Source organism: Erysipelothrix sp. HDW6B, assembly GCF_011301115.1.
GTDB classification, from domain to species: Bacteria; Bacillota_I; Bacilli_A; order Erysipelotrichales; family Erysipelotrichaceae; genus Erysipelothrix; species Erysipelothrix anatis.
Genome location: NZ_CP049860.1, coordinates 842,273 through 866,933, shown reverse-complemented (window position 1 = coordinate 866,933; position 24,661 = coordinate 842,273). Strand labels below are relative to the sequence as shown.

At 38.6% G+C, this 24,661-nt stretch carries 22 protein-coding genes and 1 other annotated feature; of the genes, 4 read left to right on the top strand and 18 right to left on the bottom strand.

All coding sequences use genetic code 11. The features are described 5' to 3' along the window. Window positions 1-11: 11 nt before the first annotated feature. The 4 genes from hpf to G7061_RS04420 form a co-directional block, all read right to left on the bottom strand. Complete coding sequence (gene hpf / locus G7061_RS04435; RefSeq protein ID WP_159638390.1) at window positions 12-554, bottom strand: ribosome hibernation-promoting factor, HPF/YfiA family; 543 nt, start codon at window positions 552-554, stop codon at window positions 12-14. Between the two features lie 32 nt (window positions 555-586). Beyond that, entirely contained in the window at window positions 587-1,528 is a 942-nt protein-coding gene (locus G7061_RS04430) for a zinc dependent phospholipase C family protein (RefSeq protein ID WP_207948930.1), read from the bottom strand. A gap of 73 nt (window positions 1,529-1,601) precedes the next feature. Beyond that, entirely contained in the window at window positions 1,602-2,720 is a 1,119-nt protein-coding gene (gene ald, locus G7061_RS04425) for an alanine dehydrogenase (protein ID WP_166119281.1), read from the bottom strand. Continuing rightward, window positions 2,717-3,436: an HAD family hydrolase gene (locus G7061_RS04420; RefSeq protein WP_166119278.1), complete on the bottom strand. Its 720-nt coding sequence runs from the start codon at window positions 3,434-3,436 to the stop codon at window positions 2,717-2,719. Before G7061_RS04420 ends, ald begins: the two co-directional genes overlap by 4 nt. 257 nt (window positions 3,437-3,693) lie before the next feature. On the opposite strand from G7061_RS04420, the gene mgtA reads away from it, so the two are divergent. Beyond that, window positions 3,694-6,300, top strand: a complete 2,607-nt coding sequence (gene mgtA / locus G7061_RS04415; protein WP_159640977.1) for a magnesium-translocating P-type ATPase — start codon at window positions 3,694-3,696, stop codon at window positions 6,298-6,300. Between the two features lie 65 nt (window positions 6,301-6,365). On the opposite strand, the gene G7061_RS04410 is transcribed toward mgtA, so the two are convergent. From G7061_RS04410 to G7061_RS04395, 4 genes are all read right to left on the bottom strand, one after another. Next, on the bottom strand, window positions 6,366-6,524 hold the full coding sequence (locus G7061_RS04410; RefSeq protein ID WP_159640980.1) for a hypothetical protein: 159 nt from the start codon (window positions 6,522-6,524) through the stop codon (window positions 6,366-6,368). Further along, entirely contained in the window at window positions 6,524-9,106 is a 2,583-nt protein-coding gene (locus tag G7061_RS04405; protein WP_159640983.1) for a valine--tRNA ligase, read from the bottom strand. Before G7061_RS04405 ends, G7061_RS04410 begins: the two co-directional genes overlap by 1 nt. A gap of 27 nt (window positions 9,107-9,133) precedes the next feature. Continuing rightward, a complete protein-coding gene (locus tag G7061_RS04400; protein ID WP_159640986.1) occupies window positions 9,134-9,682 on the bottom strand; it encodes a GNAT family N-acetyltransferase in 549 nt (182 codons plus the stop codon). A gap of 35 nt (window positions 9,683-9,717) precedes the next feature. After that, window positions 9,718-9,923, bottom strand: a binding site (T-box leader). Between the two features lie 57 nt (window positions 9,924-9,980). Then, a complete protein-coding gene (locus G7061_RS04395; RefSeq protein ID WP_166119273.1) occupies window positions 9,981-10,391 on the bottom strand; it encodes a MerR family transcriptional regulator in 411 nt (136 codons plus the stop codon). 86 nt (window positions 10,392-10,477) lie between these two features. Here G7061_RS04395 and G7061_RS04390 point away from each other — a divergent pair, with 86 nt between their 5' ends. The 3 genes from G7061_RS04390 (at window position 10,478) to G7061_RS04380 (ending at window position 13,419) form a co-directional block, all read left to right on the top strand. Then, complete coding sequence (locus G7061_RS04390; RefSeq protein WP_166083079.1) at window positions 10,478-11,068, top strand: histidine phosphatase family protein; 591 nt, start codon at window positions 10,478-10,480, stop codon at window positions 11,066-11,068. A gap of 118 nt (window positions 11,069-11,186) precedes the next feature. Then, complete coding sequence (locus G7061_RS04385; RefSeq protein WP_166083080.1) at window positions 11,187-12,218, top strand: sugar-transfer associated ATP-grasp domain-containing protein; 1,032 nt, start codon at window positions 11,187-11,189, stop codon at window positions 12,216-12,218. A 169-nt stretch (window positions 12,219-12,387) separates the two neighbouring features. Further along, window positions 12,388-13,419, top strand: coding sequence for a sugar-transfer associated ATP-grasp domain-containing protein (locus G7061_RS04380; RefSeq protein ID WP_166119268.1), 1,032 nt, complete (start codon window positions 12,388-12,390; stop codon window positions 13,417-13,419). A gap of 115 nt (window positions 13,420-13,534) precedes the next feature. On the opposite strand, the gene G7061_RS04375 is transcribed toward G7061_RS04380, so the two are convergent. The 10 genes from G7061_RS04375 to G7061_RS04330 all read right to left on the bottom strand — a co-directional run bounded on the left by G7061_RS04375 (window position 13,535) and on the right by G7061_RS04330 (window position 24,642). Further along, complete coding sequence (locus tag G7061_RS04375) at window positions 13,535-14,428, bottom strand: IS30 family transposase (protein WP_166119262.1); 894 nt, start codon at window positions 14,426-14,428, stop codon at window positions 13,535-13,537. A gap of 104 nt (window positions 14,429-14,532) precedes the next feature. Continuing rightward, window positions 14,533-15,111 (bottom strand): ribosome biogenesis GTP-binding protein YihA/YsxC, encoded by a 579-nt coding sequence (gene yihA / locus G7061_RS04370; RefSeq protein ID WP_236262215.1) that lies wholly within the window; start codon window positions 15,109-15,111, stop codon window positions 14,533-14,535. Next, window positions 15,111-17,432 carry an endopeptidase La gene (gene lon, locus G7061_RS04365; RefSeq protein WP_159638370.1) on the bottom strand — a complete coding sequence of 774 codons (2,322 nt, stop codon included), beginning with the start codon at window positions 17,430-17,432 and terminating at the stop codon, window positions 15,111-15,113. The genes yihA and lon overlap by 1 nt, the downstream gene beginning before the upstream one ends. 46 nt (window positions 17,433-17,478) lie before the next feature. Beyond that, a complete protein-coding gene (gene tig, locus G7061_RS04360; RefSeq protein ID WP_159638368.1) occupies window positions 17,479-18,753 on the bottom strand; it encodes a trigger factor in 1,275 nt (424 codons plus the stop codon). Between the two features lie 74 nt (window positions 18,754-18,827). Then, on the bottom strand, window positions 18,828-19,460 hold the full coding sequence (locus tag G7061_RS04355) for a DUF3196 family protein (protein ID WP_166119259.1): 633 nt from the start codon (window positions 19,458-19,460) through the stop codon (window positions 18,828-18,830). Window positions 19,461-19,759: 299 nt separating this feature from the next. Continuing rightward, window positions 19,760-20,641, bottom strand: coding sequence for a G5 domain-containing protein (locus tag G7061_RS04350; protein WP_159641001.1), 882 nt, complete (start codon window positions 20,639-20,641; stop codon window positions 19,760-19,762). A gap of 95 nt (window positions 20,642-20,736) precedes the next feature. After that, entirely contained in the window at window positions 20,737-21,714 is a 978-nt protein-coding gene (locus G7061_RS04345) for a sugar kinase (RefSeq protein WP_166119254.1), read from the bottom strand. Further along, window positions 21,711-22,451, bottom strand: coding sequence for a KDGP aldolase family protein (locus tag G7061_RS04340; protein WP_166119249.1), 741 nt, complete (start codon window positions 22,449-22,451; stop codon window positions 21,711-21,713). Before G7061_RS04340 ends, G7061_RS04345 begins: the two co-directional genes overlap by 4 nt. Further along, on the bottom strand, window positions 22,451-23,554 hold the full coding sequence (locus G7061_RS04335; protein ID WP_166119242.1) for a DgaE family pyridoxal phosphate-dependent ammonia lyase: 1,104 nt from the start codon (window positions 23,552-23,554) through the stop codon (window positions 22,451-22,453). The genes G7061_RS04340 and G7061_RS04335 overlap by 1 nt, the downstream gene beginning before the upstream one ends. Then, window positions 23,551-24,642, bottom strand: coding sequence for an amidohydrolase/deacetylase family metallohydrolase (locus G7061_RS04330; protein WP_205700112.1), 1,092 nt, complete (start codon window positions 24,640-24,642; stop codon window positions 23,551-23,553). Before G7061_RS04330 ends, G7061_RS04335 begins: the two co-directional genes overlap by 4 nt. Window positions 24,643-24,661 lie beyond the last annotated feature (19 nt).

Genomic DNA, 24,661 nt, shown 5'->3' with positions numbered 1-24,661 from the left:
AATAAATTTTGTTATTCTACCTCAAGTAGACCATAGTCACCATCTAAACGCTTGTAAACAACAGCTACTTCATTGGTTTCATCATCAGTATAAATGAAGAATGTATGACCAAGCATTTCCATGTTTAAGATTGCATCGCTTAGGTCCATTTTTTCTGCAGCAATTGTTTTGGTTCTTACTAATTCTGCTTCTTCGTTTTGTTTTGTTTCTGCTTCTTGATCTTCGATCATTGAAATGAATGCTTGTGATAAGCCTTCACGGTTTTTCTTAGAAATACGTGTCTTATGACGACGAATTTGATCTTCTAATTTATGGACTACTTTATCAAGAGCAGCATAGAAATCTTCGGTCATTACTTCTGCACGTAATGGTCCGATTTTTGAAGTAATAGTTACTTCAACTTTAACGCCTGTTGGGTATGTATTAACAACAACGTTTGCACGCCATGTATCGTCAATTTCGAAATACTTGTGTAAGAATTCCAATTTTTCCTCTACTGCTGTGTACATCGCCTCTGTAATGTCGACGTTTTTTCCATGAATACTGATTAACATAATAAAACCCTCCCTATTATAGTGTTATAGATTTAATAAATACTATTGTAATACTTCATTTCTTTACCTACAGGTCTCCCCGTATCATATTGGCAATCTCTGAGTATGTCATCAAATGTCACACTAGGATCTGCAAGTGCTTCGTTTAGACGATCAACAAGGATTACACCTAGTTTAATTGAGTAATCGTACAAGTCGACGAAGCTTAGTCGCGATGTATCGTTTATATCCGTTGGATTTGACCAAACATCGTGTTTTAAATTAAGCACATCATGTTCTGAATCCAGTTCTCCATTCACCACATGGCTCGTAAGTGCCCAGGGTTCCAAGAACTTGTTTTCATATGCCCGGATTACAGGCGTCTTGATGTTACTTGGATCATATAAAAATCCAAGTGCCGTCTTGAAAGTCACAATTGATTCTTCTATGACTTGTGGACTCGTTTGAATATCAAACACATTTGCCAATAACATTTGGTAAAATGATGCGATAACACGACGCTCCGTCGCATCAACATCCACAAATCGTGTCGCTTTCAATTTTTTCATGTCTCTTCGTTTTACGTAAGATACCATGAGGGCGTCAATCATTGACTCGTAACGGAAATGCCAGTACTTCGTTTCATTTGCAATTTCGCCACTGCGATAAAACACAAATGGATGTGCTAACGTATCCAGTGACCAATGCATAAAATGTCCCGAAAGATATGCAATAAGAATTGCACGTCGTTCTGGATCTTGGACTTGACGAACAAATGATACAGCTTCACGATAGAAGTCATTTATATGTTCAACATGAACCAAGTTTCCATACCCACCAACTTTTTTATTTAAAGCTTGATCTTGCCAAGGCAAGGCTTTGTAGTAAAAAAGAAGGTCAGGTCCGTTACTCCCAAGCAAGTAAGCTTTAGGATGTTTTGCGATTGCCTCTTGGACTTCTGACACCTCTAGTTTGTTGTAAACGTCGAGTGCCATCAATCCGTGTGTTATTACATTAGGTATGACGGCCACCTCCTTTAATCTATTGTACCAAAAATGCTTAAAGAGTTCATCCTTTTAACGTATTTTTCATGTTGTTATATTCAAAATTTTGTGAACGTGCAACTGCAGCATTTGTAATGTGACCATCGTAGGCATTAAGACCATTAAATAGACCTTCATTACTTTGGATTGCTTCCAAAGCGCCACGATTGGCAATTTCTAGACCATATCGAATTGTCGCATTCCCCAATGCATGAGTGGATGTTTGTGGCACAGCACCCGGCATGTTCGTAACACAGTAGTGCACAATTCCCGAGTCAATAAAAATTGGATTTTGGTGTGTTGTCGGTTTGCTAGTTTCAAAACATCCCCCTTGATCGATTGCAACATCCACAAGAACTGTTCCTTTTTCCATCAGTTCTAGATGTTCACGGCGCACAAGTTTGGGTGCCTTATCACCAGGAATCAATACACTTCCAATTACAATGTCTGCACGTTTCAATTCTTCTTGAATATTATGTTCATCACTAAAAATCGTGTTGACACGGCCATTAAAGACATCCTCTATGTATGCAAGGCGATCAAGATTTGTATCCAAAATGCTTACAGATGCTCCGGTTCCAAGTGCAGTTTTACATGCACTCATCCCGACGACACCTGCCCCAATGATTACCACATGACCGCCATGAACTCCAGGAACACCCGATAGCAGAATTCCTTTACCACCGTAGTGACCTTCAAGGTATTTTGCTCCTTGTTGAATTGAGAGTCGTCCTGCAACTTCTGACATAGGACGTAATAACGGCAAACGACCTTGCGGATCGGTAACTGTTTCATAAGCAAACGCTGTCACTTTTCGGTCTACGAGGGCCTGTGTCAGTGGCGCATTATCTGCCAAATGAAGGTATGTGAACAGTATTTGTCCGGCACGCATCAATGGATATTCACTTTCAAGCGGTTCTTTGACTTTTATCATCATATCTACTTGTGCCCATACCGCTTCAGCGCTATCGACAACTGTAGCTCCAGCTTCGCTGTATAGTTCATCTGTAAAACCACTTGCAACACCCAAGCCAGATTCCACAATTACAGTGTGCCCTGCATTCACATATTCAAATGCATGGGTCGGCATTAATCCCACTCGGTTCTCGGATTCTTTTATTTCTCGTACACAACCTACAATCATACTAAATCCTCCTTAATTTTTATGAGTAGTTCTTCTCGGTTTCCTCGCCACGTCACATGATCATCAAGAACATCCGGATGACGGTTAATTAAGTCATCCGTAATCAACCATGTTTCCATACCGAGTTTTGCAGCCATCATATCTTCTTGTACATCATTTCCAATCATGATGCAGTTTTTGGGTTCTAAGCCACAAACACTCATAATTTCTTGATAATACATTGGATTAGGCTTACAGAAATGATTCGATTCGAATCGTGTAATATAATCAAAGTCTTCAGGTTTAAATCCTGCCCATTCGATACGTTTATCAGTAGCTATCTTAGGGAATAAAGGATTTGTCGCTAAAATAACGGTATATCCTTTTTGTTTGGCATAATGGATTGCTTCAATCATTGCCTGGCTTGGTTTTGTTGCTTTTTGAATTTCTGAAAACGGACCGTTGTAGTACTGATCCATTGTTTCCTTAATATATGCGGTTGCTGACGCGCCAATCAATGCTTCAAAAGCTTCCCAAAAAGTTGTTTCATTGGTTCGATTTGAATCGGTATTTTGAATCATTGCTGCGGTTGCTGCCCACAGGCTTTTCGCTAATTTTTCAGGTTCGATAGTATCCTTCGCAAAGTTTGTTAACGTTCCAATATAGAGATGTTCAAAGTCTTTGTTATCTAAAGGTAATACAGTTCCATCTAAATCAAATAATAGTGTCTTTTTCATTATGCACCCCCTAGTACTCTAAAAGTATATCATATTGTGTTATTTTTCTGTGAAGACTGTGTTCACAATCCGTCGTTTTATTGCTAATAATCCTTAATTTTGTTATAGTTTACATGAAAGTGAGGTGGCAACATGGAAGGTCAAAGTTGTAGTTCTAGTATATGTAGCACTTGTTCTTTAGACGATGATCCCTTGGGGCCTCCCTCGGGTTATTATCTATTTTAGTGCGCTTTTTCTGATGAAGGAGGGCTTATTGAATGACATCAAAAAATAAAAATATTCTAGACTTGCTCCAAAGTTCCCAAGAGGAACTCTATGATAATTTGGGAGCGTCACCAACAGGGTATACTCTCGACCAAGCAGAGCAAAAACTTGAAGAGCTTGGTCCAAATGCGATTTCACAGGGGACGAAAAAGCATCCAATTATTGGTTTTGTAAACGTATTGATTAATCCATTTAACCTAGTTTTAATGGTCGTAATTGCAATTACATTAATTACTGATGTGATTGTTCCGGTATTTTTCCTGACTGGGGAAACACCAGATTATCTCACCATCACAATCTTGACTGTCATTGTCATGATTTCAACACTGATTTCATTTGTTCAAGAAGAACGTTCCAGTGCCGCTAGTGAGAAATTACTCAACATGGTTTCGAATACCACCGCTGCACTTCGTGATGGTGTCTTTACTGAAATCCCAATTGATGATTTAGTTTTGGGTGATATTGTCCGACTATCTGCAGGTGATATTATCCCAGCTGATATGCGCGTCTTATCTGCAAAAGATTTATTTATTTCTCAAGCAACCTTAACCGGGGAATCACAGCCTATCGAAAAATTTGTTAAATTCGATGAAGAGCAAATGATCACAGAGTCTGATTATTCGAACTTGTGTCTCATGGGAACCAACGTAGTCTCAGGTAGTGCACGGGCAATGGTCATTCGGACCGGTGATGATACATATCTTGGCCGTATGAATACAAGTTTAAAAGAAACAAAGCAAATCAATAGTTTTGAAAGTAGTATTTCGACAATTAGTTCGCTTTTAATGCGATTAATGTTAATTATGCTACCCATCATTTTTATCATTAATGGCGTTTTGAAGCATGATATTGTCGAGGCCTTCTTGTTTGCGCTCACAGTTGCGGTAGGTCTTACACCAGAAATGCTTCCGGTTGTGTTAACCACAAGTCTTGCACGTGGTTCTATCAACATGGCAAAGCATCAAACAATTGTAAAATCCCAAAGTTCTATTTCTTCCTTTGGAGAAATGGATATCCTTTGTACAGATAAGACTGGAACTTTAACACAAGATAATATTGTTCTTGAACGTTATATGGACGTTAATGGAGAAGATGACATGCGTGTCCTTCGTCATGCATTCTTAAACTCATATTTCCAAAGTGGTCTTAAAAATCTAATTGATCTCGCCATTATTAACCGTGCAGAATCATATAACATGGATGACCTTGTAAATTACTATTCAGTCGTTGACGAAATCCCATTTGATTTCTCTCGCCGTCGAATGAGTGTCATCTTGGAAGATGGTAATGACAAACGACAACTTATTACGAAAGGTGCCGTTGAAGAAATTGTTAAATTATGTCGATACATTGACCGTAATGGCGAAGTATTTGAACTCAACGACGAAATTCGTAAAGAAGCTATGGAAGTCTATTCCCAACACAATCATGATGGATTACGCATGATTGCTGTCGCGCAGAAGAACAATGTTCCTACAGAGCACGAATTCGGCGTCGAAGATGAAAGTGATCTCGTATTAATTGGGTTTATTGGTTTCCTTGACCCACCTAAAGAAAGTGCGAAACCTACAATCGAAAGCCTTAACCGACATGGTGTAAAAGTTGTTGTTATTACAGGTGATAGTTTGGGTGTTGCTAAAAAAGTAAGTAGCAAAGTTGGAATTGATACTGAGATTACCTATATGGGTGATGAAGTAGAAGCCATGAGTGATGAGGAATTACGTGATGCAGTTGATCACTGTCACCTCTTTGCAAAGATTTCTCCAGATCAAAAACAACGAATCGTTAAGGCATTCCAAGATAAAGGCCATACAGTTGGTTTCTTGGGTGATGGTATCAACGATGCCCTCGCATTGAAACAAGCAAACGTCGGTATTTCGGTTGACAGTGCCGTTGATATCGCTAAAGAATCTGCTGATATTATTTTATTGAAGAAAGATTTAACCGTACTTGAAGAAGGAATTCTTGAAGGACGTAAAACAATTGTAAACATGATCAAGTATTTGGAAATGGCAGTCAGTGGTAACGTGGGGAATATGATTTCTGTCTTGGTCGCAAGTCTCTTTGTGCCATTCCTACCACTATTACCAGTTCATATTCTTGTTCAAAACCTCTTAAGTGATTTAGCACAAACAGGAATTCCATTCGATAATGTTACTGAAAAGGAACTCGAAAAACCTCGTAAACTCGAATCAAAATCGCTTGTGAAGTTCATGAAACTCTTTGGGCCACTCAGTTCAATTTTTGATATCGCGTGCTTTGTCGTCCTGTATGCTGTGTTTGATGTTAGAACACCTGAGCATGCTACATTATTCCAAACATTCTGGTTTGCGTTTGGAATCATCTCCCAATCTTTAATTATTTTTGTAATTCGTACAAAACGTCCATTCTCGCTATCAAATCTACCTTCGGGAGTGCTTGTGTTTGTATCATTCTTAGCGATTGCTATTACCTTGCTCTTTGTGACCACACCATTAGCATCAACAATTGAGCTCCAAGTACTTTCATCAACACACCTCTTGTGGGTTGGTGGAATCGTACTCATGTATATCATCGCTACTTCAGTTATGAAACGCATTTGGTTTAAAGATATCATCTAATTAAAAGGAGTGCGAATGCACTCCTTTTACATAAAAAAAAGAACCGCACTTATGCGGTTCTTTTCTTAATTTATTAATGATCCAATAACCCCTACATACAGCAGGATAATAAAGATAAGAATGATGATAAGGCTCTTTTTACGAGCACCACGTGGGTCTTTTTCGATATCAAATCGAAACATTGTAGAAATACCTTTTACTAAGGTGTTAATGATTGCTTCCATTAGTTTAACTGTCCTAAGACCACATCAAGTTGACGTCGATATTCATCAAGTTTTGCTTGTTCGGCTTCAACTTTTGCAGCAGGTGCTTTGGCAATAAAGTTCTGGTTTGCAAGCATTTTTTCACCACGTGAAATCTCCGCTTCAAGTCGTTCTTTCTCAGCATTTAGTTTTACTAACAATGCTTCCTGATCTACTAATTCATCTTGTAATAAAATAATTGATCCACCTTGAATTGGTTGTTTAACGGGATTCTCGGTAATCGTTCCGATGGCAACACGTGCCATACTCTCAAACATCGCTTTTAAGACAGCATCAAATTCGTAGTCCTTATCTTTGTTGTTCAATAGTTGTGCCGTGAGTGGTTTTGAAGGCTTAACATCGTATTGAACACGGAGTTCACGAATTGCTGAGATCGCATCTATCATGAATGTGACTTGTTCTAATCCATCTGTGTCAATTTGCATCATTGAAGGCCATGTCTCGAGATTGATTGATTCCAAGCTGCCAGGCATCGATTGGTAAATCTCTTCGGTTACAAATGGCATAAAAGGATGAAGGACTTTCACAATATTCTTCAACATATAAGCAAGTGTTGCTTTTGTTGCATAGACAACTGTTTCATCCTCACTTTGAAGTCCTGATTTGCTAAGTTCGATATACCAACTGCAGAAATCATCCCATACAAAACGTTGTAAAGTATTTCCTACAAGGGCATATTCGTATTTGTCCATATTACGATTAACTTCATCGAGTGTTCGGTTAAATTGATGAATAATGTGACGATCAACCATTGATAGTGTTGCTTTTTCTATATCATATACTTGATCGCTGGTATGCATGTTGACGAAGCGTGAAGCATTCCAAATTTTGTTGATAAAATTCCATGAAGCTTCAACTTTCTCTGGGACATAACGCATGTCTTGCCCTGGTGTCGAGTTTGTCGTTAGGAAGTAACGTAGCGCATCTACACCAAATTCTTCGATAACATCCATTGGATCAACACCGTTTCCTAATGATTTACTCATTTTACGACCGTGTTCATCTCGGATTAATCCATGCATTAGGACGTCTTTAAATGGTTTGGTTCCTGTAAAGTAGCGCCCTTGGAATGCCATTCTCGCAACCCAGAAGAAGATGATATCATAACCTGTGACTAATAAGTCAGTTGGGTAGTATCGTTCAAGATCTGGTGTTTGTTCTGGCCATCCAAGTGTTGAGAAAGGCCATAGTGCTGATGAGAACCAGGTATCTAATACGTCAGGATCTTGTGTCCAATTTTCGCTGTCTTTAGGGGCTGTTTCTCCTACATAGACTTCTTGGGTTTCGTTATGGAACCAAGCAGGAATACGATGCCCCCACCATAACTGACGTGAAATTGTCCAGTCTTCAATATTTTCAAGCCATTGGTTGAAGGTATGGCTGAAGCGTTCTGGGTAAAATTTAATTGGATCTGTTTCCTGGAACTTCAAAACTTCTTGCGCAAGTGGTTGCATTTTAACAAACCATTGATCGGATAAATACGGCTCTACAATAACACCTGTACGTTCCGAGTGGCCGACCGAATGTATGTGTTTTTCAATACTGATTAACTTCCCATTTTCCTTAATGTAAGCTACTAACTGTTTTCGTGCTTCAAAACGGTCTAGTCCTGCAAATTGATGTGCAAGTTCATTCATGGTACCATCTGGATTCATACAAATTGGCATTTCTAAATGATGGCGTTTTCCAATTTCATAATCGTTAGGATCATGTGCTGGAGTACATTTCATAACACCTGTACCAAATTCAATATCGATATAGTCATCCGCAATAATTGGTAAGACATCACCATTTGCAGGATTTATCGCATGTTTCCCAATTAGATGCTGATAACGGACATCATCTGGATGTACAACGATACAAACATCTCCGAACATTGTTTCAGGACGTGTTGTTGAAACCGCAAGTTTATCGCCTGTTTCTTCAACCGTATATTCAAAAGTATAGAAATTCCCTTCAATTTCTTTGTGCTCTACTTCAATATTTGAAAGCGCCGTTTGGGCTTGAACGTCCCAGTTGATGATGCGGTATCCACGATAAATCAAACCATCGTTATAAAGATCAACAAAGACTTTATTAACCGCTTTGTTCAAGCCTTCATCTAGGGTAAAACGTTCGCGCGAATAATCAACCGAAATTCCTAGTTTTTCCCATTGAGCACGAATGTGTGAAGCATATTCTTCTTTCCATTCCCATGATTTATTGAGGAACCCTTCACGGCCTAAATCATATCGCGAAATTCCTTGCTCACGCAGACGTTCGTCAACTTTTGCTTGAGTGGCGATTCCAGCATGATCCATCCCCGGAAGATACAAGGCATCTTTACCTAAGAGTCGTTGATAACGAATTGCAATGTCTTGCAAGGTATTATCCCATGCATGACCTAAGTGTAGTTTCCCAGTAACATTTGGAGGCGGAATTACAAGGGAATATGGCTTTTTACTGATATCTCCAGCAGTAAAATATCCTTTGTCTACCCATTCTTGGTATTTATCTTTTTCAATATCTAAGTGATTGTATTTTTGTGCAAGCTCTTTACGCATCTTACATCCTCTTCTTTCTTTTCTGTTTTATTTGAACTCTTCATCAAGCATCGCATAGTAGACGATATCACTGTAGTGTTCATCAATCTTAACCAATCGTCTACGGACGCCTTCATAAGTAAATCCTTGTTTTTTGATAATATTTCGAGATCCGATATTCTCAGCGTTATGACGAATTTCCATCCGTCGAACACCGAAATCTTCAAACGCAAACTTTAAGACTGCACGGCATGCTTCTGTCATGAGTCCTTGACCCCAATACGCTTGATTAAGGACATATCCCATTTCATACGTATTGTCACCATCAACTCGCCAAAAGTCACAGGTTCCAATCATTTGATGTGTCGTTTTATCAACAATTGCGAATGCTTCAGGAGATCCGTTATCGGGACGTTTCATAAAGATGTTTGCAATCGCCCATTGTGCATCCTCGACAGATGTATGTGTCGGAAATGACAGGTAGCGTGTGACCTCAGGATTTGAAGTATAAGCAAACATATCTAATGCATCATCCATAGTTACAGCTCTTAATATTAGTCGGTTCGTTTCGAGTGTTGGAATTCTTAACTTGTTCATCATTTACTCCTTTTCTAAACACAAAAAAACATCATCCAAAGGACGATGTGTTAGTCGTGGTACCACCTTAATTTACTTGTTTTCAACAAGCCTCAATGTGTTAACGCCACCAACGGATTTACCTACTTAAGTTCAGTATCTCATCTCACATACGACTTTCCCGTTTCCAACGATTGTCTTTCACCAGACGACAACTCTCTAAACGTTTTTACACGGTACTCCTTATGCTCATTGATTTTTTTATATTTTAGCACAGTCTTTTGTGATTAGCAATTTTTCAAAGTTCTTATTTTAAAAGTTAGCTTGTTTTTTCCGCTACTAAATTACTGACGTATGGAACCACGCCATTTTGGACGTCCGTATAGTAGTTTTGTTTCTTTTCAAGAAATTGTAGTGACGCTTCAATTTCTTTTTGTTGGTTCTGTAACTGTTCATATGTTTTTTTAAGCATCGCTTTACGTTCTGAAATTGAGCCCACACCTTCAAGACCTAATTGAATATATTGCTTCATATCCTTCACCGACATACCACATCGTCTTAAACAGACAAGGCCTTCAACACAAGCGAGATCACGTGCATCGAAAATTCGGTGGTTGTTGTGATCACGTTTATGAAAGGGCACAAGGTTTTCATTACAATAGTATTTTAGTGTATCATAACTAATTCCCGTCGCAATACACACGTCACGCATTGTCATTAATTTTGTCATTGTACAATCCTTCCTTGACCGGGAGTAGCTCCCTTAGTTTATGCTTCTATTATAGATGATTCATTAAAATCATCAAGGAGGTCTCTATGACAAATTTGAAATACAATGATACAAAAACGATTTATCTAGTTCGCCACGGTCAAACACTCTTCAACCTCCAAAAGAAGATACAAGGATTCTGCGATTCACCACTTACTGCGCTCGGCATTCAACAGGCACAAGCTGCTCGTAAACATATTGATTCGCTAAACATTGTTTTTGACGATGCTTATTGTTCTACTTCGGAGCGGGCAGTTGATACGCTCAAAATTTTAACTGACATCGCATATACACAGTCAAAAAACCTACGTGAGTGGAATTTTGGACGTCTAGAGGGCGAAGGAGAACATCTCAATCCGCCGCTCCCCTACCAAGATTTTTTTGTGCAATTTGATGGCGAGGGTGAAGCCGACTTTCAAGATCGTATTAGTCTTGAGATAGCACAATGCGTGACTAACTCAAAAGGAAATCAGATTCTTATCGTTTCGCACGGTGCTGCGATTGCACAATTCTATAAACGTTGGGAATCCTATAGCTCCGTGCGCCGTCAAAATCGAATTCCCAACTGTGCGATTTTCAAATATTTATATGTCAATCAGTCATTTATACTCCAAGAGATAATTGAACATGACATTTAAAATCCGGACATTTGTAGTGGTATAAAGGTGTCTTGCATTGTTTCCCTTCTGAGCATTGTTTGTGGTCAATGAATGCGATATAATTGATGACGTATAAGAACTTATGGAAGGTGATATCATGAAAAAATTTAAATATATGATTCAGCGTATTACAAAAATGAATCATAAAGCTATGTATGAAACAGCTAAGGAAGTTCATAAGCGAACGGGCAAGAACACCTTATTGATTCTAATCGATATCATTAAAACCGGATTAAAATATCAAGCTGGATATGTAGATTATTTGGATTTCGAATTATACAACGTTCCCGAATCAAAACGTAGCACTTTCGTGACTCGAGGTGTCAATAATGCTTATGTCGCGAAATTTAACAGTCAAGAAAAATGGGATACACTCGATAATAAGGTTGAATTTCTCAAATTTTTTGATGGGTATCATAATCGCGCCTGGCTTGATTTAAACGCGACCAGCTTTGATGATTTTGAGCATTTCTTCAAAACAAACCCACGAATTGTCGCAAAGCCAGTAGATGGGATTGGTGGAAAAGGTATCGAATTCTTTGATTTTGACGGTACCAATGCAAAAGCCGTATATGACTCGATGCGTGCGAATAACCAAACACTCGCGGAGGCGTACATCATTCAAGATGAACGGATGGGGATTTTACATCCTGCATCGGTAAACACTGTACGGATTGTTACACTGCAAAAGAATGGCCATATTCGAATCCCCTTTGCATGTGTTCGTTGCGGAAATGGAAAAAGCGTTGATAATTTAAACAGTGGTGGATTTGCAGCGCGCATTAATCTAGAAACAGGGGTTGTTGAAACCGATGGCGTTGGTAAATTCAATAAGATCGCTGCCGTTCATCCGCTAACTGGTATCACATTCAAAGGATTTGAAGTCCCTGAGTTTGAGGCAATGATTGAACTTGCGAAGAAAGCTGCCCTTCACATACCTGAATTAGGAATGGTCGGATGGGATGTTGCTTTGACTAAAGATGGACCCATGCTTATCGAAGGTAATCAGTTCCCAGGGCACGATATTTATCAGTCACCAGGATTCCTAGGCGAAGCACAAATAGGTGTCAAACCACTCTTTGACCGTCTAATTGCCGAACTGGATAATACACAAAATACCGAGAAATAGTGATCGAACACTATTTCTTTTTTTTTGACTAATTTACGAGACCTTTTAATACCCCTAAAACTTAAGAATACCCACTATTCAAGCCGTATTATGCGTTTACGCATCTTGTTGTTTATCTTGACACATGAGCCTAAAACCGATAACATAGTAAGGACAGGAAGGTATTTGTATGAAAAAATTATGGTGGCGTATAAAGTACTACTTTAAACGTCTGAAACAAATGGATCGTCAAGGATTCAAAGACGCAATTAACTATGCTCATGAAAAGAGCGGAAAAAGTAAATTTGTAATTCTCATTGATATGATGTGGTGTTCATTCCGATACACTGCGGGCTATGTTGATTACAATGAGTTTGAATTTTATCTTTTAAACGGTAAAGAACGTAAAACTTATATTACATTAGGACATTCTGACAAAGTCGTTAAGTACTACAATGATCGCGAGTATGTTGGACTTTTTGATGATAAATCCCAATTTGATGTATTATTTGCAAAATTCATTAGCCGTAAACACATTGATTTAGAAGAAGTAGATGTTGAAGCATTTAAAGCTTTCGTCGTTGAACATGGCAAAGTTATGGCTAAACGTAAAAACGATTACGTTGGACGTGGTATCGATAAGATTGACTACAACGAAACTCCAGACATCGATTTCGAAAAGCTATACAATGATTTAAAAGCAAATCGCCAATATCTTATTGAAGAATTCTTTACGCAACATCCAAAGATGTCAGAGCTATCACCTACATCTGTTAATACAATGCGTATTATTACATTTTTAGATAATACTCAAACACCTCGAGTGCTTATTGCAGCATTAAAATCAGGTTTAGGTGGTCACGTTGATAATATTGGTCAAGGTGGTATGTACACAATCTTAGATGAAAAAGGGACTGTTGTTTACCCATTCATCGACAAGCATGGTAACCAACATACAAACCATCCACTTACAGGTGAAAACCTTATGGGATTCCAAATTCCAAACTTCGAGAACGTCGTTGCTCAAGTAAAAGAAGCGTGCCTCGTCATTCCTCAAGTACGTTATATCGGTTGGGATGTTGCTGTCTCACAAGACGGTAATGCAGAGCTTATCGAAGGAAACAGTTCTTCAGGACCATTCCAAGTTATTCCATCACTATCAAAAGATCGTGTTGGAATTCGCCCTGTTTACGAAAAATATATGACAGACATTAAGTTCTAATTCTTAAGCTATCCCTTATACGGATAGCTTTTTTGTCATAAAAAAACCTGCTTTCGCAGGTTTTCTTTTATCAAATCTCAACCGCACCACTATTCATTTTTAAAAATTCTATCTCTTAAGCAGTTTTAAAGTCAAATATTTTACGCGGCATTGAGTTGATTTTAAAGGCAATGTCATCAAGATATTGTTGTCCAATGCTGTAAAGTGACTTTCCTTTCGGTATAAATCTTCTAACTATCGCATTGGCTCGTTCATTAGAACCACGCTGAAAAGAACAGTAAGGATCGCATTTATATAGTTTGACACCGAGTCGTTTTGCAGTAATTCCCATTGTATTAAACTCTAATCCATTATCAACGGTTATTGATTTCGTCACTATTTTGTTTTCTTCTATAAATTTTCTAATTAATGAGGATGTGTAATAGTCCAATCGATACTCAGCCTTGATCAGCCAATTCATTCTGGAACATCGATCTACGATTGATATTATTGCTGCACTTTCATTTTTCTTTCCGATTATTGAGTCAATTTCAAGGTGACCGATTTCATCTCGGGCCTCTATATAATTGGGTCTCAGACTAATTGGTAGCACAGTTCGATTTTCCAAATTCCATTGAAAGTGGTTCATCATTCCACTCATTCGCTTCTTTCGTCTACGTCTTTTGTAACACATCCTAAGAGAGTCAATCGTAAGTTTTCCTTGGTTGATCCAGTTATACACTTGTTGAACGGATACACAGGGTTTATGAGGATGATACCTTCTATAGTTGTTGAGGCAGACATCGATAGAACGGACTTTCGGATCATAACGAGAATTGAGGTAATCGATTAAGTGGTTATATTTATGTTGAATATCTATTTTTCTTTTCTTATAATGATTGCTTTTATACCTCGAAACAGTTGAATGCGAAATATTCAGTTCGCGTCCAACTTGTCGCATCGAATATCCTACACTCAATAAAATATCGATTTGGTCTTTTATTTTTTTATTTAATTGCTTATACTTCATATGGGAGCTCCTTTTAGTCGGGTGGGCTCCTTTTATTATACAAAAACAACCGCACCTTGGTGGTGCGGTTGAGATTTGAATTTAGGAACCTGCTTTCGCAGGTTTTATAGAACACTTCGCATATATTCAATAATTGGTTCACGAGTATCATGGTTCAGACTTGAAAACTCAAGCACTTTTACATCAGGATATTCTTTCTTGACAGCACGTCGCTCATTCGCGATTTTATTACGTGACAACTTATCGGTCTTCGTTAGAACGATAGCATGTTCAATGCCATTGTAACGTGCGAAATCAAGCATCATAATGTCATCTTTACCAACGCCACGGCGGACATCAATCAAGATAAGCATCATAGCTGGATGACGTTGTTGGAAATAACTATCCATTAGCACACCATACTGAATTTGTTCTTCTTTAGAACGGTTCGCAAACCCGTACCCGGGAACATCGGTCAACAATAACTCATCATTAATATGATAAAAGTTAATGAGACGGGTCTTACCAGGACGCTGTCCTACGTACGCAAGACGCTTACGGTTTGTAAGTGCATTAATAAGGGATGACTTCCCAACATTAGATTTACCAACCATTACAATTTCCTTCTGTGTCGTTTCAGGAAACTGTGATGCAGATGCACATGAGATAATCAAATGTGCATCTTGCGTATTCCAATTAATCACTAAACAAGTGCCTCTTTGATGACCTGGTCAATGGTTTCAACCGGAATGAACTTAACGTTTTCTTTAACGACATCCGGAACATCAACTAAGTCTTTTTCGTTCATTTTTGGAATCACAATTCGAGTAATACCAACGCGGTGAGCAGCTAATGACTTCTCTTTTAAACCACCAATTGGTAGAACATTTCCACGAAGTGTAATTTCACCTGTCATAGCTATATCTGCAGCAACCTTACGGTTGGTAAGTGCAGAGATAAGCGCTGTGGTGAACGTAACTCCAGCAGATGGGCCATCTTTCGGAACAGCACCTTCAGGAACGTGAACTTGAATGTCATGTTTTTCAAAGAAGTCAGGCGCGATTTTTAACTCTTTGGCATGTGATTTCACATATCCAAAGGCAATTTCTGCAGACTCTTTCATTACATCTCCTAATTGTCCTGTGACGATAAGGCGTCCTTTTCCGTCAAATGAAGTTACTTCGATTGGAAGCACATCACCGCCGAATTGTGTAAAGGCAAGACCTGTGACGACACCCACTTGATCTTTCTTTTCTTTTTGTCCATACTCAAAGATAATTTGACCTAACCACTCAGAGATTAAATCTTTAGTGATTGTGACTGACTCTTTTTCATCTTTAAGAATTGCTAATACCGTCTTACGCGCAAGCGATGAAATGGTACGTTCTAGTTGACGCACTCCTGCTTCACGTGTGTAGTGACGAATTAAATAACGAAGCGATGCATCGCTAATTTTAAACTGCGATTTTTTCAATCCATTACGTTTAAGTTGTTTCGGAATTAAGTGTGCTTTCGCAATGCTTAATTTCTCTTCTTCAGTATAAGAGCTGAGGTTAATAATTTCTAAACGGTCACGAAGTGCTTCTGGAATATCACCAAGATAGTTTGCTGTTGCAACGAACATAACTTGTGATAAGTCATATGGCTCTTCTAAGTAGTTGTCAGAGAACAGTTTGTTTTGCTCTGGGTCCAATACCTCAAGCATCGCACTTGTTGGGTCACCCTTGTAATCTGATGCCATTTTATCAATTTCATCAAGTAAGAATACAGGGTTTACAACTCCTGCTTTTTTCATCCCTTGAATAATTCTTCCTGGCATTGAACCAAGATATGTACGACGGTGTCCACGAATTTCCGCTTCATCACGTACACCACCCAGTGAAGCCTTCACAAACTCACGACCTAGTGAATCTGATATGGACTTCGCCAAAGAAGTTTTACCAACTCCTGGAGGCCCTACAAGCGCGAGAATAGGAGCTTCGAGGTTCCCTGTCATTTGTTTAACAGCCAAGTACTCCATAATACGATCTTTAACTTTATCCAATCCAAAATGATCTTCATCAAGTTTTTTACGAACGTCATTAAGGTCTTGAATATCCGTAGTTTGTTGCCACCAAGGTGTCTTTAACAACCAATCTAGATAGGTTCGAACCACACCTGATTCACCCGATGCTTGAGGAAGCATTTCATAACGGCGAATTTCTTCAAGTGCTTTTTCACGAATGTGATCTGGATAAGGGTTGTTTTCTAGAAGTTCTCGGAACTCATCACTGTCTTCTCCAACATCCGTTGCATCTCCCAATTCTTCACGAATAGCGCGCATTTTTTCACGTAAGTAGTACTCACGTTGATTTTCTTCAACACGATCTTTAACTTTTTCATTAATTGTTGTTTCAATAGTTGCAAGAGTCTGTTCGCGTTGAATTTCTTCAATGATCATTAAAAGACGCTCATTAACATCAAGTTCTTCAAGTAATGCTTGTTTACGCTCAACTTGTAATGGGAAGTACTGTGCAAATTGATCACTCAATTGCGACGCTGACACTCCCAAAGTAAGCTGATTAATCAATTCAGTTGGAATCGTAATGTTTGCGGCGGATACTTTTTCGATTTCTGATGTAATACGACGAATAAGCGCAATTTCTTCATTTTCTGAACCGATGATATCCTCAAGGAGTTCAACAGTTCCAAAAAGCATTTTTCCATCATCTACAAGTTCACTGATACGTACACGTTGCAATCCTGAGAATGTAACACGTAAGAATCCTTGTTTACGTTTAACAGATTTAATATGGACTAAAGATCCATATTGGAACAATTCATCTTTCTTAGGATCGTCAATGAGAATGTCTTTTTGACTTACGAGTATGACGTGTCCGTTGAAGAATTTTTCTGCTTCATCAATCGCATTTATACTTTTATGACGACCTACTTCAATCATTATTTCCTGTTCAGGAAATACGATTACCCCGCGTGTCGCAACGACAGGGACATTCATAATTTTATTTTCTTGTTTTTCGCTCATAGCAATCCCTCCTTTTAGGATAAAAAAGACGCTAAGCGTCTTTTAATTAAGCACGAGTTTCTTTAACTAACTCGATTGCCTTACGAAGTAAAATGTCGTATGTTACAGCGTCGATTGAGACAAGTTCTTTAACTTGTTCGAGTTCGATTCCGTATGCTTCTGAGATCGCAGCAAATTCTTTTTCTACTTCCTCATCATCAACTTTTAATCCTTCAACTTCAGCAATTTTTTCGAGTGTTAAACGTGTGCGAACGCGTTTTTCTGCATCTTCACCCATTTGTGATTTAACATCTTCTTCTGTTTGACCTAAGATTTGTGAGTACAATTCAAAGTTCATTCCTTGTTGTGCAAGACGTTGTTGGAATTCATTGAACATTTGGTTCAATTCTTCTGTAATCATTGCTTCTGGTACATTGATTTTTGCATTATCTGCAACTGTTTGAACTAAAACGTCATTGACACGGTCTTCTTCAGCGTGTTGGCGGTTGTGTTCTAAGTTGTGTTTGATTGATGCTTTCAATGCTTCTAAAGTTTTAACTTCTTCATCATCTAACAATTCTACAAACTCATCGTTAAGTTCTGGTAATTGTTTTGATTTAATTTCATGTAGTTTCACTTTGAAAACAACAGGTTGTCCTTTTAAATCTTCAACATGGTAGTTTTCTGGGAATGTAATATTTAAATCTTTTTCTTCTCCAGCTGCCATACCGATCATTGCTTCTTCAAATCCTGGAATAAATGAGTTTGAACCAATTTCTAATGTATAGTTCTCACCTTTTCCACCTTCGAATGCAACGTCTTCTTTAAATCCTTCAAAGTCAATAACAGTTGTATCTCCTGATTCAACAGTTCCTTCTTCTTTAAGAACGAGTTCTGCTTGTTCTTCTTGTAATTTTGCAAGTTCAGCTTCAACATCTTCGTCTGAGACTGTGATATCTTCTGCTTCTACTTTAATCCCTTTATACTCACCTAATTCAACTTCTGGTTTTACAGTTACATTGAAAAGTAATGTGAGTGAATCAGCTGTCATTTCTTTAACATCTAATTCTGGTGTTGCGACTGGTTCTAATTTATGTTCAACCATTCCTGCAACAAATGCGTCATTAGCAATTAAGTTCATTGCTTCCATCATGACTGAGCTGTCGCTAATTTGTTTGCGTGCAAGTTCTTTAGGAGCTTGTCCTTTACGGAAGCCTTGAACCTCAACGTCTTTAGTTAATTTATCAACTGCTTTATCTTGTGCTTTTTTCCAAGCATTTTGTTCAACTTCAACAGTTAATAATCCTGTTGAGTTTTCGTTTAGTTTCCATGTAGATTTCATGTGTTCCTCCTAGTACGTAACTATTATAACATACCTTTTAGCACAGTCAAGCAATGAGTGCTAAAAGTTTTAAATCATTGATTGAGATAGCGATTTACAGTGTCCAAGATTGATTGTGCATCAATATTTTGGGCTTCTTCTGGAAATGCCTCTAAAACTTTTTGATCCAACTCATCAATGCAAAGCATGAGTAGGCTCGGATTTACAGATTCTAGCATATCACGAAGTGATGCTACAGTTTGTAAATATGCTTCACTGCCAATTGGATTTTCAAGTTTACGAATTTCAAGTGCGTACATTTTATGGTTCAAACGTACATCTATTGAAACATCAATATTTTGCTCCATCAAATAAAAGACTAACTGCTTTTTAAGCCAATCATCAATCAGTTTATCGCGCATAATATCCTCAAGATCATTCAAGACTGCACGTAAATTCATACGTTCGAGTGATATGAGTGCTTTTTGTTTCAGAGCATCATTCCCTTTCAACGCATCAAAAACCTCTTCCATTGACTCGAAGTAACGCGCTTTCGGGTTTCTATCGATTCGTAAGTTATCTCGTAAATCACGAAATACTTGGTCATACGGCTGAGGTATAAATGGCATTGAAAGTTCTTGGTCTAAAAGTGTCAATGCTTCTGCATGATTTTCATCAGCAATACATTGTCGAATCACTTCTAAACATGATTCATAGTAGTTATTCATACGTATCCTTTCATACTGTTTCATTTTATCATAAGTTGCGATATTTTGACATATCAATAGTTTTTTATTCACCTTTGAAATTAATTTTCAATCATAGTGTATTTTATGAGATTTTATACCAAATTGTATTGACTTACAATTAGTTCAATGTTTTAATATAGGTGCATGCATGTGTAGTATATAACTAATAATGAATGTCTCTTCTCTATTAACAAAACTACACTTACACCAAGCGATCCAAGTTCGCTTGGTTTTTTTTATGAGAAAAGCAGGATCTTAAGATCCTGCTTTTGTATTTCTTAATAACCAAACAATTGCACCCAATACCACTCGCCATTGCTTGCTTTAAAGACCGCAACACTTCCCATAGGGAAGTCTGAAAGAATATTCTTCCGATGTGTCGGCGAATTCATCAGTGCATCCATCGCCACATTTACTTTGTAGGCTTTGGTAGCGAGATTTTCAGCATAGATAATATCAGGGTTAAGACTATCCCATGCAGACCCATCAGGTCTTCTGTGGTCAAAGACTACCGAGATCTCTTGTGCTCTAATTTTTGCATAATCATAAAGTTGATTCGACCATCGTAGGCGACTTAATCCGTTTTGTTCCCGGATATCATTCATCGCATCAAACATTGATCGCGCAAGTCCATCATCGTAATTTCCTTGAGGTACTGCTACTTCTTGAGTTGCTGGTTGCTGGCCACTTGAATTTGATTCACTTGACCCTGCACTAACTTTAGTCCCAACAACAACGACTTCATCAATTGGTGCGGTCACTGTATTTTCTGAGACTAATGTTGTTGCTACGAACACATCCCCTTCATATTCATCGTTATATGTGCTTTCAAGCATTCCTTCAACACCTTCCACACTTACATACGAATCTTTTTCTTCACGCGTATCGTCATACACATACTGTGTATCAAACGCGATAGGTGTATTCTCTACACGACTCTTATATGTTTGGACTTTTTCTATTTTTTTGTCATCCGCTTGTGTGCCATTTCCAATTGCCGCATTTATGTTGCCTGAATGGGGGGTGGATACAGGAATTATATTTGGTTGGGATCCCTGTACGTTTGGAGATGTATTTTTCGACACCGAGCCTGCTAATAATGCTTCAGTTACCATCACGCCCAAAATGAGCGTAATTATTAACATGCTTCGTTTTTTCACGTTCTACCTCTTCTGTCCAAACATTGAATCGGTATAAGCTTACAATATCATAATTTATTTAAAAAAGCAGTTTAATGCTTAAAAAAAGAGGTATTTTACCTCTTTAAATCTATTTTCACACCTTGGATAAGATTTTCAATATCAATACGATTCACAAGAACTGCATCACCGTAGACAGTATGTGCCAAAACACCACTCGCTACGCCGTACGTTACGATATCCTCTGGTGCCTTGCCTTCAAGTATACCGGTGAGTGCTCCTACTGCAAACCCGTCACCACCACCAATACGATCTATTATTGTAAGTGGATATCGATCGGATACATTGTACGCATCATTGCTCACAATAAACCCTTGGATGGATTGCTCAAAGCGTTCTGTTCCTAAAACATATTCAAGCGCATAATGTTTCTGGAACGCTTGCATCAATGTTGCTGAATCCCCGTCAATACCAAGTAATTTAACAACGTCTCGAGGACCCGCAAAGACTATATCTGCACGCTTGAGCATCGCTTCATACATTTCTTTGTATAAATGCATGCGATCATCTTGCCACAAAGATGGCCTGAAATTACTATCAAAAACAACCGGAACATGATGGTCTTTCGCAATATCCATCAATCTTAGTGCAGTGTTATATGTGTTTTCGTTAATAAGCGAAATACCACAAATATGTAACATATCCGCATTCGCTACCACAGATTCCCAGTTTTCGAGTTGATAGTTCGTTTTCGCAAAAGAACTTTCAGTACGGTTCAAATATGTTACTTGGGAACTTCGCGCACCTGCCCCAAACTCAATGACGTATGACCCTAAATGATTCCCTGAAAAGTCGATATAACTATCTTTGATACCTAATCGTCGTAAATGCGATGCAGCAGCATATCCGACATTATTGTCAGGTAATGCAGTTAGTAAAGTAGTTTCAAAACCAAGACCATAAAGACCTGCCAAGACATTAACACCCGTTCCTGTAAACATAAAATCAAACGTCTGTGCTTGCTGAAGTGTTGTATACATTGGGGGTGCTAATCGCATCATGACTTCGCCAAACGCGACTATTTTCTTTTTCATTGGGTTAGTTTTTTCATTATGGCGTAGAGTGTCGCAACATCTTCAGGTCGAGTTGCTCCAGTTTCGGGATCAATGATTGATGAATAAACATGAGGAATCACGCGTTTAACACCTGCATCAAGTGCCGTCTTAACGACGATTTCAAAATTTTCTAAATCCAATCCGCCTGTTGGTTCCAACATAAAATCATATTCTGCACATGCATCACAGACTGCTTTGTATTCTTCGAAAGTTGACAATCCATTCATTGGAAAGAATTTAATTGATGATGCTCCCATTTCTTGCATCATACGAATTGCCGTACGAATTGGAACGAGCGCTACCTCTTCTTCACGACTTTTTATACCTGTAGCAACATTTACATATCCTACTTTCCCAGATGGTGATACGAGACTGTTAACAATCGTTTGATCTTGGCCTAGAAGTCCGCGTGTATATCCTGTTGCTGTAAACATTTGATTAATATGTTGAGGTTGAATAATCTCAGAGATTTGAGCAACCATTTTCCATTGCCCTGGATCGCCAGCTCCCAATCCTACAGATATCGCATTATCGGTTGCACTTTGATAGCGTTTCATATCTTCAACCGCAGCTTCAACCGTTGGATAATTTTTGGACAATACACCTACTAATACATGCCCTTCCGCAGCCTCTACGAGTGCTTGAGCATTTTCTACTGAATTGGTTAAGACATTCAGTGCCAGTCTGTCGTTTAAATATTTCACATCTAATGTCATTATTTTAATCCTCCATACAGTGTTTCTATTGCCTGCGCAATTTCTTCTAATTCCGTTTCACTTACATCACGAAGATCCACCTCGATTATGCCTTCATTTTTTCGATAATCGCGAGTATATATTTTGGGATCATTTTCTTGTAACGCTTTCGTAATTTGCATTGCATCTTTGGCATGTGTAAATGTAATTGATGCACGATAAATTGGGCGACCTGCACCGTCTTGAACACTTACAGCACTCACACCATCAAGTGCATTCATCCGAGCCAAAAGTGGTGCCATGAACGCTTCTTGCATCGCTTTGGTTGCTGGTTGACTCTTTTTGAAGTGAAGTAACGCAGCCATTAGTCCGAATATCGATTCCTTTCCCACTTTCATGACTCGACCAATCCCTTGCCCTTGAAGTTTAAGCAGGTCAATAAACGCTGCTTTTCCAACAACAACCCCTGACGTAGGTCCTTCAAGAGCTTTTGTTCCTGAATAGATTACAGCATCTGCACCTTTGTTTAAATAAAGATTTAAATCGCTTTCTGCTGCAGCATCAACGATTACGGGTACTTTATATTTCTGTCCAAGCTCAACGACTTCTGCAAGTTCAAGCATGCCTTTTTGTACTGCATGGTGTGATTTCACATAAAGCAGTGCAGCTGTGTTTTCTGTAATTTTTGTTTCAAAATGTGCTTTTGTGCAAGCATTTGCGAATCCTGCTTCAATGATCGTACCACCACCCATTCGGATTGGTACCTCGATTGATGTTCCGTAATCTACAATATGCCCTTTCGCAATCACAATCTCTCGCTTGGTAACGTTAGGTGCATAGGGATTAAGTATTACATCCAAGTTATCCTGGGCGATTGCTGCAGCAACGGTCTGTGCAATGCCAGAAGATGCGGAACTCACAATCCATGCCGCTTCAACGTTATAATTCGTTTCAATCCATTGACGCGATTTCATCATCAAATCAGACATAACATAAAAATTCTGAGAGCCATCGCACATTGCTTCTGTTACTGCTTCTGATAATTTAGAGCCACCTAAGATGGTCATTTTACCAGATGCATTAATCACTCGAGTTAACGATAATTCGTTTCGGATTTGACTCATAATTCAATATACTCTCCTTTAATCACTACAGCCTCTACTTGAATTCCACGTTCTAATGTTCGTGTCACATCATGAGAATCAACCAAGCTCTGATGGATTGCTTGTTCCTTAAAAATCGTAAGATCTGCATAATTACCAACCGCGAGGGTGCCTAGTTTGGGAAGGCTCATAATCTCTGCCGGTCTTACTGTTACCATCTCAATTACACGTTCTAGGGAATAACCCACACTTAATAGTTTATTCATTGTATGTGCCAAACTATAAACGGGTCCTTCGACGCGGTTATGATGGTAAATATCGCTGCTAATCGTATCGCACAACAAGCATTCTTTGAACGCTTGCACTGCTACATCAAAACTAAAGCTTTCGCGGCCATGACCAATATCAAAAATGACACCGCGGTTGTGTGCATCCCACACTTCTTGGCGAACTTTTCCGAGATGATTTAAAATTCCATTCTCTTTACCGTTAAAGATGTGAGTCACGATATCCCCTGTTTCCAAACGTGTCAAAATATCAACAAGTAGCGGTGGATTTGACCCAATATGAACCATTAATGGTTTCTGAAATTGTGTCTGAATGGATTTTGCGATTTCCAATGGAACAATCCCATTATCCCCAATTACAGATGCACTCATACGTACTTTAAACCCAATGACAAAATCAGGATATTTCATAATCGCTTGATCTATCATTTGGATGTCGATGTTGTTTAAGTCGGCGAGTTCATTTTGAGTTTTAATGCCTTGTTTTGCAATATTTATCATTGCATAGACTCGAGTTTTTTTTAATCGTGTATCGGCATAGAATGTTCCAATATCAAGGGCACCGGTAGTTCCTGCATCAATCACTGTTGTAACGCCTGTTTTATAACCAATTTCATCTGGATCATCATAATACAAATCCATTCGCTCGTAGCAATGTGTGTGCATATCAATCCATCCTGCGGAAATATAGCTTCCGTCAAGATCGATAATTGATGAATATCCACTTTCGTTAGTGGGATTAATTGCAATGATTAATCCATTTTCAACACCAATGCTAATTGCCTCACCATTCACGAGCTTTCCATTTTTATAGAGTCGCATTATTTCACCCCTTTATAAC

Bases quoted from the DNA above. Each gene is read 5' to 3' on its own strand.
- hpf (WP_159638390.1), bottom strand. From the start codon at position 554: ATGTTAATCAGTATTCATGGAAAAAACGTCGACATTACAGAGGCGATG.
- G7061_RS04430 (WP_207948930.1), bottom strand. From the start codon at position 1,528: ATGGCACTCGACGTTTACAACAAACTAGAGGTGTCAGAAGTCCAAGAG.
- ald (WP_166119281.1), bottom strand. From the start codon at position 2,720: ATGATTGTAGGTTGTGTACGAGAAATAAAAGAATCCGAGAACCGAGTG.
- G7061_RS04420 (WP_166119278.1), bottom strand. From the start codon at position 3,436: ATGAAAAAGACACTATTATTTGATTTAGATGGAACTGTATTACCTTTA.
- mgtA (WP_159640977.1), top strand. From the start codon at position 3,694: ATGACATCAAAAAATAAAAATATTCTAGACTTGCTCCAAAGTTCCCAA.
- G7061_RS04410 (WP_159640980.1), bottom strand. From the start codon at position 6,524: ATGGAAGCAATCATTAACACCTTAGTAAAAGGTATTTCTACAATGTTT.
- G7061_RS04405 (WP_159640983.1), bottom strand. From the start codon at position 9,106: ATGCGTAAAGAGCTTGCACAAAAATACAATCACTTAGATATTGAAAAA.
- G7061_RS04400 (WP_159640986.1), bottom strand. From the start codon at position 9,682: ATGAACAAGTTAAGAATTCCAACACTCGAAACGAACCGACTAATATTA.
- G7061_RS04395 (WP_166119273.1), bottom strand. From the start codon at position 10,391: ATGACAAAATTAATGACAATGCGTGACGTGTGTATTGCGACGGGAATT.
- G7061_RS04390 (WP_166083079.1), top strand. From the start codon at position 10,478: ATGACAAATTTGAAATACAATGATACAAAAACGATTTATCTAGTTCGC.
- G7061_RS04385 (WP_166083080.1), top strand. From the start codon at position 11,187: ATGAAAAAATTTAAATATATGATTCAGCGTATTACAAAAATGAATCAT.
- G7061_RS04380 (WP_166119268.1), top strand. From the start codon at position 12,388: ATGAAAAAATTATGGTGGCGTATAAAGTACTACTTTAAACGTCTGAAA.
- G7061_RS04375 (WP_166119262.1), bottom strand. From the start codon at position 14,428: ATGAAGTATAAGCAATTAAATAAAAAAATAAAAGACCAAATCGATATT.
- lon (WP_159638370.1), bottom strand. From the start codon at position 17,432: ATGAGCGAAAAACAAGAAAATAAAATTATGAATGTCCCTGTCGTTGCG.
- tig (WP_159638368.1), bottom strand. From the start codon at position 18,753: ATGAAATCTACATGGAAACTAAACGAAAACTCAACAGGATTATTAACT.
- G7061_RS04355 (WP_166119259.1), bottom strand. From the start codon at position 19,460: ATGAATAACTACTATGAATCATGTTTAGAAGTGATTCGACAATGTATT.
- G7061_RS04345 (WP_166119254.1), bottom strand. From the start codon at position 21,714: ATGAAAAAGAAAATAGTCGCGTTTGGCGAAGTCATGATGCGATTAGCA.
- G7061_RS04340 (WP_166119249.1), bottom strand. From the start codon at position 22,451: ATGACATTAGATGTGAAATATTTAAACGACAGACTGGCACTGAATGTC.
- G7061_RS04335 (WP_166119242.1), bottom strand. From the start codon at position 23,554: ATGAGTCAAATCCGAAACGAATTATCGTTAACTCGAGTGATTAATGCA.
- G7061_RS04330 (WP_205700112.1), bottom strand. From the start codon at position 24,642: ATGCGACTCTATAAAAATGGAAAGCTCGTGAATGGTGAGGCAATTAGC.